The sequence below is a fragment of the Ramlibacter sp. genome, assembly GCF_035548915.1.
Classification (GTDB): Bacteria; Pseudomonadota; Gammaproteobacteria; order Burkholderiales; family Burkholderiaceae_C; genus Ramlibacter.
The window spans coordinates 169,520-182,856 of the sequence record NZ_DASZSE010000018.1; the positions used below are offsets into that span (position 1 = coordinate 169,520).

13 protein-coding genes are annotated in these 13,337 nt (G+C 69.7%); 11 read left to right on the forward strand and 2 right to left on the reverse strand.

The window, feature by feature from the left end; genetic code table 11:
• The first annotated feature begins 103 nt into the window (after positions 1 to 103).
• Entirely contained in the window at positions 104 to 646 is a 543-nt protein-coding gene (locus tag VHA82_RS04915; RefSeq protein WP_325540828.1) for a hemerythrin domain-containing protein, read from the forward strand.
• Here the strand turns inward: VHA82_RS04915 and VHA82_RS04920 are convergent.
• Positions 643 to 1,083, reverse strand: coding sequence for a universal stress protein (locus VHA82_RS04920; protein WP_325540830.1), 441 nt, complete (start codon positions 1,081 to 1,083; stop codon positions 643 to 645). The genes VHA82_RS04915 and VHA82_RS04920 overlap by 4 nt on opposite strands.
• A 137-nt stretch (positions 1,084 to 1,220) precedes the next feature.
• Between VHA82_RS04920 and VHA82_RS04925 the strand changes: the two genes are divergently transcribed.
• The 3 genes from VHA82_RS04925 to VHA82_RS04935 all read left to right on the forward strand — a co-directional run bounded on the left by VHA82_RS04925 (position 1,221) and on the right by VHA82_RS04935 (position 3,072).
• Positions 1,221 to 1,832 carry an FHA domain-containing protein gene (locus tag VHA82_RS04925; RefSeq protein ID WP_325540832.1) on the forward strand — a complete coding sequence of 204 codons (612 nt, stop codon included), beginning with the start codon at positions 1,221 to 1,223 and terminating at the stop codon, positions 1,830 to 1,832.
• Positions 1,833 to 1,844: 12 nt separating this feature from the next.
• Positions 1,845 to 2,588 (forward strand): hypothetical protein, encoded by a 744-nt coding sequence (locus VHA82_RS04930; protein ID WP_325540834.1) that lies wholly within the window; start codon positions 1,845 to 1,847, stop codon positions 2,586 to 2,588.
• A gap of 163 nt (positions 2,589 to 2,751) precedes the next feature.
• Complete coding sequence (locus VHA82_RS04935) at positions 2,752 to 3,072, forward strand: hypothetical protein (protein ID WP_325540835.1); 321 nt, start codon at positions 2,752 to 2,754, stop codon at positions 3,070 to 3,072.
• Here VHA82_RS04935 and thpR read toward each other — a convergent pair.
• Complete coding sequence (thpR, locus tag VHA82_RS04940) at positions 3,057 to 3,566, reverse strand: RNA 2',3'-cyclic phosphodiesterase (RefSeq protein ID WP_325540836.1); 510 nt, start codon at positions 3,564 to 3,566, stop codon at positions 3,057 to 3,059. The two genes, VHA82_RS04935 and thpR, sit on opposite strands and share 16 nt — an antisense overlap.
• A 197-nt stretch (positions 3,567 to 3,763) precedes the next feature.
• Between thpR and VHA82_RS04945 the strand changes: the two genes are divergently transcribed.
• The 7 genes from VHA82_RS04945 (at position 3,764) to VHA82_RS04975 (ending at position 13,313) form a co-directional block, all read left to right on the forward strand.
• Entirely contained in the window at positions 3,764 to 4,156 is a 393-nt protein-coding gene (locus VHA82_RS04945) for a hypothetical protein (protein ID WP_325540838.1), read from the forward strand.
• 4 nt (positions 4,157 to 4,160) lie between these two features.
• Positions 4,161 to 4,418 (forward strand): DUF5985 family protein, encoded by a 258-nt coding sequence (locus tag VHA82_RS04950; RefSeq protein ID WP_325540840.1) that lies wholly within the window; start codon positions 4,161 to 4,163, stop codon positions 4,416 to 4,418.
• Positions 4,415 to 4,714, forward strand: coding sequence for a DUF5985 family protein (locus tag VHA82_RS04955; RefSeq protein ID WP_325540842.1), 300 nt, complete (start codon positions 4,415 to 4,417; stop codon positions 4,712 to 4,714). The genes VHA82_RS04950 and VHA82_RS04955 overlap by 4 nt, the downstream gene beginning before the upstream one ends.
• A 51-nt stretch (positions 4,715 to 4,765) precedes the next feature.
• Complete coding sequence (locus VHA82_RS04960) at positions 4,766 to 5,425, forward strand: hypothetical protein (protein ID WP_325540844.1); 660 nt, start codon at positions 4,766 to 4,768, stop codon at positions 5,423 to 5,425.
• 7 nt (positions 5,426 to 5,432) lie between these two features.
• The gene (locus tag VHA82_RS04965) at positions 5,433 to 9,158 is read left to right on the forward strand and encodes a hypothetical protein (RefSeq protein ID WP_325540846.1); all 3,726 of its coding nucleotides are present in this window, start codon (positions 5,433 to 5,435) and stop codon (positions 9,156 to 9,158) included.
• 163 nt (positions 9,159 to 9,321) lie between these two features.
• Positions 9,322 to 10,893, forward strand: a complete 1,572-nt coding sequence (locus VHA82_RS04970) for an alkaline phosphatase D family protein (protein WP_325540848.1) — start codon at positions 9,322 to 9,324, stop codon at positions 10,891 to 10,893.
• A complete protein-coding gene (locus VHA82_RS04975; protein WP_325540850.1) occupies positions 10,893 to 13,313 on the forward strand; it encodes a 7TM diverse intracellular signaling domain-containing protein in 2,421 nt (806 codons plus the stop codon). Before VHA82_RS04970 ends, VHA82_RS04975 begins: the two co-directional genes overlap by 1 nt.
• Positions 13,314 to 13,337: the final 24 nt, after the last annotated feature.

Genomic DNA, 13,337 nt, shown 5'->3' on the forward strand with positions numbered 1-13,337 from the left:
GGCGCCCGGGGGGCCCGATGCCTCGAATGCTCGTGCACGGGCCGCATTGCGCGGTTGATGTGGATCAATGCGGCCGGCAAGCGAGCCTCCTAGATTTACTCGCATGCAACCCGCCCCCTCGAGCGAACTCGACGAGCCGATCGGCGCTTTTTCGCGCTGCCATGCGGGCTTCACGGCGCTGCTGCGCGAGCTGCGGCAGCTGCCCGCGCTGCTGCTGCAGGCCGAACTTGCGCGCGACATCGCGCAGCGTTCGCTCGCGGGCTTTGCCGAGGGGATGCGGCGGCATCATCAGGACGAGGAGGCCGAACTCTTCCCGGCGGTGCTGCGCCATGCCGTGGCCGGCGCGGAGGCCGAGCAGGTGGCCGGCATGATCGAGCGCCTCACGCGCGAGCACCGGGCGGCCGAGAAGGTCTGGAGGCGCCTCGAGCGGCACGTGCGTGACGCCGCGCGCGGCAAGGCCGCGCGGGTGGATACCGCCACCATCGAAGAGCTCGTGACGGCTTGCCTGCTGCACGCGAATTTCGAGGAACAGTACTTCCTGCCGCTTGCCGAGCGCATTCTGGGGCGCGACAGCGCGAACAAGGCCGCGCTCGGCATGGCGCTGCACCTGCGGCACGTGCCGGTGCCCGCGATCGGTTATCTCTAGCGAACGACCAGCACCGGCACCGTCGCTTCGGCAAGCACGCGCGTGGTGACGCTGCCGAGCATCAGCTTGCGCAGGGCGCCGTGCCCGTGCGAGCCGACCACGATCAGGTCGGCATGCTCGTCGCGCGCGGTCTGCGCGATACCGTGGGCGGCCGTGGCTTCTTCGACGATGCGGGTCTCCATCGGAATCGGCGTACCCCCGTCGTCGCACAGTTCCGCGGCGCGGGCGAGCGCGCGGCCCGCGTGCACGTGGGCGGCCTGCATGTAGGCCTGGAACCCCAGGGGGTTCGCCTGCCCGATGCCGAGATAGGGATACGGGTCCACCACGTAGATCGCGGTGAGGCGCGCGCCGTGCTCGCGCGCGAGCGCCACCGCGATCCGCGCGGCCTGATCGCAAGCGGCGGAGCCGTCCGTGGCCAGGAGAATGTGCTTGAACATGGCGCGCGCTCCTCTAGAGGCTTCGGACATCCAGCGTAGGCCCGAGCGGCCGCGCAGTCAAACCTTGAACGCGCGCGGCGGCCCCGCTACCATGGCCTTCGCGCGCCGGCGGTTCGGCGCCTGGGGGAGCGCGTGGCATGCCGCAACTGATCGCATCGGTGCAGGGAATCGAGATCAAGCACGTGTACATCCACAAGGATCGCACGATGCTCGGGCGCAATCCGGACAACGACATCGTGCTGGACAACATGGTCGTGAGCGGGCGCCACTGCGCCTTCGAGCTGGAGGGCCTGGCCGACGTCTACCTGGAAGACCTGCACAGCACCAACGGGACTTACGTCAACGACCACATGGTGAAGGGCCGCACGCTGCTGCACGACGGCGACATCATTTCGATCGCGCACTTCCGCATCCGCTACCTGCAGGCGTCGGAGGAGCCGAGCGGCTTCGGCTCCACGATGACGATGGGCATCCACCAGCCGCAGCCCAACGCGAGCTTCCAGGTGGTGTCGGGTTCGTCCGCGGGCCTCGAGGTGCCGGTGGTGAAGGCGGTCACGACCTTCGGCAAGCCCGGCGTGTGCGTGGTGTCGGTGTCGCATCGGCGCACGGGCTTTTTCGTGGCGCACCTGGCGGGCGATACCGTGCCGCTTCTGAACGGCAAGCCGGTCGGCGAGGAGGCGCTTCAGCTCGCCGAGGAGGACGTGCTGGAGATCGCGGGCACGCGCATGCTCTTTCACCTGAAGGAATGACACAATCGCCCGATGGGTTGGCTCGACAAGATTTTCGGCAACAAGGAGCCCCCGGCGCGGCCGGGCGTCGCGCCGTCCGCATCGGCCCCCTTCGACGACGGGGAAGACGAGGGCGCTTCCACCGAAATCGGGGGGCGCCACAACGCGCCGCGCCGCGACCTCGTGCAAGTGGTGCTGCGCGACACCATGCGCCGCCACGGCATTCCCTCCGACTGGATCGAGTCGCGCATCCTCTCGGTGATGAGTACCCGGCGCGGAGGCGAAGGCATGCACGTGCTGCTCGTCGTGCGCCAGGGCGATGACCGGCTCGCGCCGTACGTGCACGCGTTCCAGCAGACCTTCATGGAGGAATTGCTCAAGTTCGAGCCCAAGGCGCGCGACTGGGTGTTCAGCGTCTCCTGGCAGTTCGAGGGCAAGCCGCGGGATGGCCACGGGTCGCTGCCCGACCCGGCGAGCTGGAGCGCCTCCGGCCAATCGACACAGGCGGGCCTGGCCCGCGAGGGCAGCGCCTCCGACGCGGGTTCCGCCCCGGAAGGGGAAGCCGACGGGTCCGCCGACGCATCCGCTTCCCCGGCCGCGGAAACGACCGATTCGCAGCTGGAGGAAGACCTGCAGGCGCTTTTTCGCATCCGCGACGAAGCCCTGAAGACCACCGGCGCGCCGGACACCGAGCCGCAGGAGGCCGCCGCTTCGCCGCCGGACTTCGAGCCCACGCGACCCGGCTTCGACGAAAGCAATCCGCCGCCGCGGAAGTGAAGCGGGCGGCGCGGCGCACCGATCGCCCGGTGCGGGCCGCTCGCCCCGGGGACGACGAACCAGGCAAGCGGCGATGTCCGACGTTCGTCCGGCACGTTCCTCCGACGACCGCACGAGCTTTCGAGCCCTTGCAAAGGAGTCGACTCGTCCTTAGCTTTGATGCATGAACACCACAGTCCACAAGAACCTCGTCGTCCTCGCACGCGTGCTCGAGAGGCTGGAGCGAAGTCCCGTGCGGGTGGATGCGGATCAGTATCGGGCGGTGATCCAGCACCTCGCGGGCGAACTCGCGAACGTGCCGCACGACGCCGGGCTCGAAGCCGTCCTCGAAAGCTTTCCCTCCGCTGCCGAGCTGTACGAAAACCTCAACTACGGCCACGCGGGGCTGTGCCGCTCGCCGCTCGAATCGTCGCTCGCCGCCGAGGTCGCGGCGCGCGGCATCATTGCGAGCGCCCGCGCCCGCGCGACTCAGGAAAAGCGCTGAAGCGTTTCGTAGCCCTGTCCGCCCGGCAGCGAGCGCACCAGCGCGTAGCCGTCGTGCGCCGGCCACGCGACGGGGTCCGGTGCGTCCGGCGGACGCGAGCGCTGCGCGCCGCGCGCGAGCGTGGCGTGCACGCGCAAGGGTCTGTCTTCGAGCGGAAGCGACAGGCGCGCGAGCCGCGCCGCGAGCGATCCGTGCAGCGCGAGCAGCTCGCGCGGCACGGCATCCGCGCATAGAACCGCAAGGCCGCCCCGCCACGTCTCGGGTGTGTCCAGACTCAGGTCGAACGGCTCGAAGGGCACGCCGAGCGCGCGGCGAAGCGCTTCGACGCGATGCGTGGGCACCTGGCCGAGAAAGTGCAGCGTGAGGTGCATGCGTTCGCCGCGAGTGAGCCGGGCGCTCGCCGACCACTGCCAGCTTTTCTGGTGGCGCACGAGCGCTTCCAGCGTGCCCGGGGTGGGCCACAGCGCGATGAAGAGCCGAACTGTCGAGCTCATGGCCGTCTCGCGGGAGGGTTCGCGAAAAAAAGCGAGCCCCGAAGGGCTCGAACGCTCGTGGAGGAAGGGCGCACCGCGGGCAGGACCCGGCACACTTCGCCGGCGCTTCGCGCTACATTTGAGGCAATGTACATCGCAGAAGCAGCGGGCCGGACGCGGGAAAACGAGCAGCGGCCGAACCGCCTCGGAAACTGGAAATGACACGCCGCGAGCTGAGCGCCGACACCCGGCGCTTCATTCTCACGAGCATTCCGTCCGTTCCTTACCTGGAAGCGGTGCTGCTGCTCAGGACCGCGCCCGGCGCGGATTGGGACGTGCCGTCCGTCGCTCGGCGGCTGTACGTCCCCGAATCCCGCGCGGTCGAGCTGCTGGAAGCCGCGAGCGCCGCGGGCATCTTCGAGCGGCAGCGCGACGGCAACGAAAATCGCTACCGCTTCCACCCTTCGACGCCGGAGCTCGCCCAGCGCATCGACGGCCTGGCCGAAGCCTATGCCGAACACCTGGTGCCGGTCACCGATCTCATCCATTCCCGTCTGGACAAGCGCGCGCAACAATTCGCCGATGCATTCCGGCTCAGAAAGGATTCGTGAAGCCATGGCTCCTTTCATGTATACCCTCTGCGCGCTCACGAGCATCGCGTGCTTCGTGCTGCTGTGGCGCAGCTGGCGCAGCGCGGGCTCGCGCCTGCTTTTCTGGAGCGCGCTTTGCTTTGCCGCGCTCAGCGTCAACAACGTGGTCCTGATCCTGGACAAGATGGTGTACGTCGAGATCGACCTCATCTTCCTGCGTCTCGGGGCCTCGCTCGCGGCCGTGGTGCTCATGCTGTACGGTCTGGTGTGGGAGGAGCAGTGACGGCGGAATTTCTCACGGGTCTCGCGGACAACCTGGCGGGCGCCATCGCGTTCGGCTGGGTCGTGGTGGGACTTTTCTTCTTCAAGTTCTGGCACCACACGCGCGACCGCTTCTTCCTCTGGTTCGCCCTCTCCTTCTGGATGGAGGCGGTCAACCGGATATTCATTACGATTTCCTCCGGCGACGAGAGCGATCCGCTCTTCTACGGCATCCGGGTCATTTCCTACGGGCTCATCCTGCTTGCCATCTGGCAGAAGAACCAGCCCCTGCGCCGCCGCGACCGCGACCGGCCCTGATCCTACAATCGTCCCAGTTTGTTGCTTCGGCAGGAAGGAGCGGGACATTCCTTGAGCGTGCCTCTGGCCACATTGCGCCGTCACGGCGACCTCGTCTGGCTGCACGACCCGCTCGACGCGCCGCTGCCCTACGCGATCGAACGGGCTCCGCAATGGGACTTCGGCACGCCGCTCGACGTGCGGCGCGGCCACCAGCGCCGCTTCACCGACACGGCATCGGCCGCCGAGTGGCTGCGCTTCTGGCTGGGCGACGTGGGCGCGGTGTCGGCGCTGCGACGCGCGTTGCAGCGAGTCGAACCCGCTTCGAGCGTGTTCGATGCGAGCGACGAGGAAGTGATCGAGGTGCTCGCCGGGCGGGTCGTTCGCGGCGCGCTTGTCCTCATCGAAAGCGCGCGGCAGCCGATGCTGTCGGTCATGCCGGCGGCGCCCGCGCCACCAGCGGTGGCCGAGCCGCCCGCGGTGCCCGTGGCGCAGTTGCTCGCGCCGCCGCCCACGCCCGCGCCGCTGCTGCCCGTGCTGGAGGAAGTGCGGATCGAAGGCGCCGAGGTGCTGCCCGAGATCGAACAGTCGCTCGAACAGGTGGACATCACGATCGGCGAGATCAAGCTCGCTCCGGTGTCGCTCGAGCCCACGCCGTCGAAGGTCCCGGCGATCCAGGAAGCCATGACCGAGGCGAGCGCGTCGGTCACCGGCATCCTCGACGGGTTGTGAGGCGCCGATGAAGTTCGTGACGCAGGCGACGACCGCGATCGCCGAGGGCGCGACGGAAGTCGCGAGCGCCGTCTCGCAGGCGGGCACGACGCTCGGCACCGAGCTCGCGAAGGGCGTGTCGGAGATGGGTTCGGCGATCGCGACGGTGACGGGCCAGCTTTCCGACGTCGCTTCGCAGGTGGGCCAGCTCTCGATCCCGCTCGATCCGGTCTCGATCATGGGCGAGCTCGCGTCGGCGCTCGCGAAGCTGCAATCCGGCCTGGGCGGGCTGCTCGCTTCGGTGTCCGCGATCGGCCCGAAGCTGGCGGCGGCCGCGCAAGGCTTGTCGGCCTTGCCGTCGCAGATGGAGCACGTGGGCGCCGTGGTGGCGGGCGTTCCGGCTCGGCTCGCGGGGCTTCACTTCGATGTCGGCGCACTTGCGGCAACGCTGCAGTCGGCCGCGGCGCGGGCGCCTTCGCTCGTGGACACGGCCGCCGCCTTGCAGCCGCGCGTGCAGTCGTTCATCGCATCGCTCGCGCCGCTTCAGCAGCAGATGAACGCGGCCGCGACGCCCGATGCCCGCGCGGCAGTGGAGGCGCAGGCGAAGGCGGCGTTCGAGCTGCTGAAAGGCGAAATCACCTCGGCGACGCAGAGCCTGCGTTCCGCGGCTTCGGGGCTCGGGCTCGACATCGACGGCGGCTCGCAGGGCCTCGCCGCATCGCTTGCGGCCGTGACCGCGGAGATCACCGCGATCCGCACGGAGGTGACGGCCGCGATCGATGCCGCGCTCGCGCAGGTGGATGGCGTGGCGCAGGCGATCGACAAGCAGGTGCAGGACCTCGTCGCGCAGGTGGGCGCGTTCAAGAACCAGCTGCCGGATTTTTCCGTGCCGGTGTCGGCGGTGATCGCGGCAGTGGAAGCCGCGATCGATGCGGTGCTGCAGAAGCTTTCGGCCATCGGCGAGGCGATCGGCGCCATCCTCGGCAAGATCGCCGAACAGATCGCGCGCATCGACGGGCTCGCCGCGAAGATCCGCGAGGTGATCGACACGGTGGTCTCGGCCGTCGAGAAGGCGATCGGCGTGCTGAAGGATGCGTTGTCGCAGGTGATCTCCGAGCTCGAAACGCTCAAGCCGCAGATCGAGTCGCTGCCCGAGCGGTTCGATCCGGTCTTCACGATGATCGACGAGGCGAAGTCGCTGATCGAGACGATCAAGGGGCGCATTCCTCCTTTCGTGGAACGGGCCGATTCGGCGCTCGTGCAGGCGAGCGCGGAGCTGGACCAGGCGAGCGCGCGCTGCGACAACGCGATCGCCGTGTGCACGAAGTACGTGACGCGCGCGCCCGCGCTCGCGGCGGCGCGGATGCTTTTCATCGGTGTGAAGGCGAGCATCCCCGGCATCAAGGCGACGATCGAAATCGCTCGCACGGCGGTGCAGACCGCGGGCACGACCGCGACGACCGCGCTCAACACCGCAGGCGGCATCGTCGATGCGCTCAAGCCCGTGCTGCAGCAGGCCATCGACACGGTGAAGCAGGCGATCCAGAAGGTGCTGGATCTTCTTGCGACAGTGAAGACGCAGCTGGAGCAGGGCCAGGAGAAGATGACCGGCGTCGCGACGCAGATGCGCACGCAGGCCGATGAACTGCAGAAGCGGCCGCAGGCGCTCGTGGATCAGGTGAAGTCGGCGCACGACGGCTTCATGGGCTCGGCCCAGCCGATGCAGAAGCTCTCGGACGTGCAGACGAAAGTGGCGGGCTTCAAGGGCGCGCTCCTCATGCCGGTGCGCTCGCAGGTGGACGGCATCTTCGCGCAGGTGTCTTCGGCCGTCGACGGTGTGCAGTCGCAGATGCAGTCGCCGGTGTCGGCGATGAACGCGAGCATCGGCACCGTGCGCTCGGCGCTCGAGGCGCTGAAGGCGAAGCTGAATCCGGCCGCGGACGGGCAGGCCGCGTTCTTCGAGCAGGTGAAGGCCAAGATGATGCCGCCGGTGGATGTGCTGCGCTCGCAGGTCGACGCGCTGGCGGGCACGGGCGAGTCGCTGCTGCAGCAGTTCCTGCAGGCGGCGCAGACGCAGTTCCAGGGGCTTTCGGGCGGCGCCGCGCCGACGGATGCGGGCGTGCTCGGCGCGCGTTCGCAGGCCGATGCGCAGGCGGGCTCGTCGCTTGCGCAGCTGAAGGCCGCGCTGGCGCAGGCAAGCGCACCGGCCGATGCGTTGCCCGGCGATCTGCAGCAGCGGCAGGGCGAAGCGCAAGCGCAGATGCAGGCGGCGCAGTTGCTCGCTTCGGCGCAGCAGGCCGCGGCCACGCAGTCGCAGTTCGATGCGGCGGGGCAGGCGGCCTCGGGGCAGGTGGAGGGCGCGCAGGGGTCGCTCGCCTCGCTCGATGGCACGGCTGCTCGCATGCAAGCCGAACTCGCTTCGGCGCGCGGCGCGGCCGAGGCGCATGGAAAGAGTGCGCGCGATGCGCACGATGCGCAGAAGGCGCAGCTCGATGCGGCGCGTGAGTCGCTGGAGCATCTGGAGCGCGATGCGCGCGCGGCGGTGGAGCCGGCGGAGAAGGCGGCGAAGGAAGTGGAGGCGGCTTCGAAGGAGCAGCTCGATTCCATCGCGGCCGAGGTGGCGTCGGCGCGCGAGACGACGCAGTCGGCGTCGGAGGAAGTGCATCGCAAGACGGCCGAGGCGCAGCAGAAGGTGACCGAGCATCGTGATCGCGGGCAGTCGGCGATCGAAGCGTCGCTGGAGAAGGCAGAGGTTGCGAAGGCGCAGACGAATGCCGCGCGAGCAGACGTGGTGAGCGCCGAGTCGATCGTCGAGGCCGAAGTGCAGAAGGCCGGTGGTGAGCCGCGGAAGAAGGAAGAGAAGAAGCCCGCGGCGGGGGCGGATGCTGGAGCTGGTGCTGGCGCTGGAGCTGGAGCTGGAGCTGGTGCTGGAGCTGGAGCTGGTGCTGGAGCTGGAGCTGGTGCTGGAGCTGGTGCTGGAGCTGGTGCTGGAGCTGGTGCTGGTGCTGGTGCTGGTGCTGGTGCTGGTGCTGCAGCAGGAGCAGGAGCAGGAGCAGGAGCAGGAGCAGGAGCAGGAGCAGGAGCAGGAGCAGGAGCAGGAGCAGGAGCAGGAGCAGGAGCAGGAGCGGGTGCGGGTGCGGGTGCGGGTGCGGGTGCGGGGCAAGGTGCCGCCACGCAACCGCAGGGTGCGGCACAGACCTCCGCGACAGCGGCCGAATCGCAGACCGATTCGTCGGCCACAGCGACGCCCGCGCAACAGGACAAGGCCGCCGCGCCATCCCCGGCTACTGCGGATGATGCGGTCGCTCCTCCTGCTTCCGAAGGTGCCGCGGCGGCCGGCGCACCCGCGTCCGCGACGACGGCGGCGGATGCATCCGTGCAGCCGGCCGAGACGACACCTGCCGCGGCAGAAGGCGCTGCCACTGCACAAGCGGAGCCGGCGTCGCAAGAGGAACGAGCTCCCGGCGGCACCGCCCATCGGCAAGCCGGAGGGAAAGCGGATGCACTCTCGGCGGCAAAGGCAGCCGCGGGCTCGCCTGCCGCAGCCGGCGCCGCGGCGGCTCCCAGCCCTCTCGATGCGCTGCAGTCCGCGGCCGGCGATGCGTCCAAGCCCGACGCCGAATCCCCCGGCGGTCTGGCCGACGCGGCGAAGCAAGCGGCAGGCAAAGGCGCGGGCGCGAAGAAGCCCGGCTTGCTCGATCAGCTTCAGAAAGCCGCGGACGATGCGGGCACCAAGGCGCCCCCGCCCGCGTGAAGCGGTGCTTCGCACGGCACGGACCAAGCCCGAACGAGAAGCCGGCGCCCACCGGGCCTTGCTCCCTCTCCCTGTGGGAGAGGGTGGGGGTGAGGGCACCGCGTGCAGCGGTCTCGGCTGTGCGCCAGCCTCCGGCCCCGCCGCACCCTGATATCGTGCGCGGATGCGCGCCACCGCCCCCCTCGACCGCCGCCGGCTCCTGCAACTCGCCGCCGCGTCGGCCACGACGCTGTGGCTGCCGCGCAGCGCCTGGAGCCAGCCGAGATTCAGCGCCGATCCGTTCGCGCTCGGTGTCGCAAGCGGCACGCCGGATGCAACGAGCGCCGTGCTGTGGACGCGCCTCGTCGCACCCGAGGGCGCCGAGCCGCGCGAGCCGGTCACGGTGCGCTGGGAAGTCGCGCACGACGAAGCCTTCACCCGCATCGCCGCAAGCGGCCAGGCGCAGGCACTGCCCGAGCTCGCGCACAGCGTGCACGCGGAGCCGGGCGGACTCGACCCCGACCGCTGGTACTTCTATCGATTCATGACGGGCGACTGGGCAAGCCCGGTCGCCCGCACGCGCACCTTGCCCGCGCCCGATGCCGCCGTGCAGAAGCTGCGCCTGGCCTATGCCTCGTGCCAGCGCTGGGAACACGGCTTCTTCTCCGCGTGGCGGCACCTGCGCGCCGAGAATCCGGATGCCGTCGTCTTCCTCGGCGACTACATCTACGAGTACGGCGCCGGCGCGCCGCCCGTTCGCCCGTTCGCGGGCGGCGAAGCGACGACGCTTGCGGACTACCGTGCGCGCCACGCCCTCTACAAGACCGACCCCGATCTGAAGGCGCTGCACGCCGTGTGCCCCTGGTTCATGACCTGGGACGACCACGAAGTGCAGAACGACTATGCGGGCGACGAGGCCGGCTTTCCCGGCGCGGCGTCGGACCCGCGCGCGCGCCGCGCCGCGGCCTACCAGGCGTACTACGAACACATGCCGGTGCGCGCGGGCACGCTCACGCGCGGAGTCGCGGGCATGCAAAGCGGCGCGGAGATGCGCATCTACTCGCGCCATCGCCTCGGAAAGCTCGGCGACCTCTACCTCCTCGATGCGCGCCAGTACCGCGACCGGCAGGTGTGCAATCCGGTGGATCGCCACGGCTCGTCCTCGCTCGACCCCGCGAAGTGCCCCGAGTGGGAAGACCCGAAACGCACGTTCCTCGGCCGCGCGCAGGAGCAATGGCTCGATGCGCAGTTCGCCTCCGCCCCCGGCGGCTGGAACCTCGTGGGCCAGTCGACGCTCTTCGGTCCGCGCACGCTGCAAGGCCGCCTCGGGCCCGTGCGATGGAACGACGGCTGGGACGGCTACGAGGCCGCGCGCAGGCGCTTCATCGAGTCGTTGCGCAGGAACCGCGTGCCCAATGCCGTGATGCTCGGCGGCGACGTGCACGAGAACTGGGTGGGCCACGTGAAGGCCGACTACGCGCAGCCCGCGAGCGAGCCGATCGGCGTGGAGTTCTGCGGCACGAGCATCACCTCGCACGGCGGCACGCAGCCGCTCGCGCTCGATGCGCTCGCGCGCAACCCGCACTTCGTCTTCGCCGACGCCGAGCATCGCGGCTACGGCGTCGTGGACGTGACGCCCCGGGCCCTGGCCGTGCGGCTGCGCGGCGTCGAGCGGCCCGAACGCGCCGACAGCGGCATTCTCACGCTCGCGAGCTTCAGCGTGGCCGCCGGCGTGCCCCGCATCGAAAGGACCTGATGCGTCAGCGGCATGCGCGCGCGCTGCGGCCGCGGGTGCTGGCGCTGCCCGTGTCGCTGGTCCACGCGCGGCTCCTCACGCTGCTCCTGGCTCTCTTCCTGGCACTCGTGCCGCGGCTTGCCGCATCGCAGCCTGGGCGGCTCGCCATCGGGGCGGACGCCGACTTCTACGACCTCTCGCCGCACTTCACGTACTTCGAGGACCCGCAGGGCGAGCTGAGGATCGGCGACGTGGTGCAGCCCGCGCAGCAGCGGCGCTTCGTGCCGGTGCCGTATCGGGGACCCGGCGCGAACTTCGGCCTCACGCGCGCGGCGATCTGGCTGCGCATCGAGCTCGAAGCGGCCGCGGGCATCGCGCCCGACTGGCTGATCGAAGTCGCGTATCCGCCGCTCGACCGCGTGGAGCTGTACGCGCCCCTGCCGGGAGGCGGCTTCACGATGCAGGCCGGGGGCGACCTCCTCGCGTTTGCGCACCGAGCCGTGCCGCATCGCAACCATGTGTTGCCGGTGAGCCTGCCCGCGGGGCGCGAGACGACGCTGTACATGCGCATCCAGTCCGAAGGCACCGTCTCGGCGCCCACGCGCCTCTGGCGGCCGGCCGCGCTCTGGAAGAACGACCAAGCCACCTACGCGGCCCTGAGTCTTTACTTCGGCTTGCTCGCGGGGCTGCTGCTTTACAACCTCCTTCTCTTCCTGTCAGTGGGGGACGTGGGCTATCTCATCTACGTCGCCTTCGCGGCGTCGATGGGCATCGGCCTCGCGGCGCTCACGGGCATCGGCTACCAGTTCCTCTGGCCGGGCCAGCTCTGGTGGAACAGCATCTCGCCGCCGGTGGGCATGACGGCCGCGGCACTCTTCGGGCTCATGTTCGCGCGCAACTTCCTCTCGAGCGCGGTGCGCATGCCGCGGCTCGACCGCGTCTTGCTCGCGCTCATGGTGGGCTGGACGGTCACGCTCGGCGTCGCGTTCGGGCTGCCGTATCGCTATTCGTCCTGGATGGTGACCGTGCTGGCCGTGATCAGCGTCGCGGCGATGGTGGTGGTGGGCGTGCTGAGCGTGCGGCGCGGCTTCGCGGGCGCGCGGTTCTTCTTCACCGCGTGGGCGCTGCTGCTCGCGGGCGTGTTCACGCTCTTCCTGCACAACACGGGCACGATCCCGTCCAACCTCTTCACGACCAACGCCCTCCTGATCGGCTCCGCGCTCGAAATGGTGCTGCTCTCGTTCGCGCTCGCCGATCGCATCAACGTGGCCCGCCGCTTCAAGGAGCAGGCGCAGGCGCGCATCGCCGCCGAGCACGCGATGGTGCGGGTGCTCGAGGAGTCGCAGGAGCGACTGCGCGGCGTGCTCGGCGAGCGCGAGGCGATTCTCAACAGCGCGCCCGTGGGCATCGTGCTGTCGGTGAACCGCCGCCACGAGTGGGTGAACGACCGTTTCGCGCACATGCTCGGGCTTCCGCGCGAGGCGCTCATCGGCCAGACTTCCGCCTACATCCACCCCGACATCGACTCGTGGGAGCGTTTCGGCGTGCAGGCGAGGGCGGCACTGATCGCCACGGGGTCGTACGTGTGCGAGAAGGAGCTCAGGCGCGCGAACGGCGAACTCTTCTGGGTGGAGATGGGCGGCAGCTGCGTGCGGCCCAACGATCCGGACAGCGGCGTGATCTGGACCTTCCTCGACATCACCGACCGCAAGAAGTCCGAAGCCGAGATGCGCGAGGCGCTCGAACAGCAAAAGGCGCTCAATGAACTGCGCACGCGCTTCGTCGCGATGACGAGCCACGAATTCCGCACGCCGCTCGCGGCGATCCTCTCGGCCGAGGAGCTGCTGCGCCACTACGGCGAGCGCCTGCCGCAGGCGGAGCGGCTCGAGATCCTCGACAGCATCTCCGCCGGCGTGCAGCGCATGTCGCGGATGATGGACCGCGTGCTGCTGCTCGGCCGGGCCGATGCGCAGATGCTCGACTTCGAGCCGAAGACAGTGGACCTGCCGGCGCTGTGCCGCCAGCTCGTGGACGAAGCGAGGGCCGAGGACGTCTACCGCAGGTGCGACGTGGTGGCCGAGTGCGGCCCGGGCGTGGGAGAAGGGCAGTACGACGAGAAGCTTCTGAGGCACATCTTCGGCAACCTGCTCGCCAACGCGATCAAGTATTCGCCGCAAGGCGGAGAGGTGCGCTTCAGCGTGCGTCGGGACGGTGAGGGCGTCACCGTCTTCGAGGTGAGCGACCAGGGGATCGGCATTCCGGCGGAGGAGATCGCGCATCTCTTCGAATCGTTTCATCGCGCGAGCAACGTGGGCGCGATTCCGGGAACGGGGCTGGGCCTGGCCATCGTGAAGAACGCCGTGCAGATTCACGGCGGCTCGATCGAGGTGGATTCGCGCGTGGGGGAGGGCACGCGGTTCACGGTCAAGGTGCCGGGCTGAACGTCCCGGCGCGAGCCGCGGGAC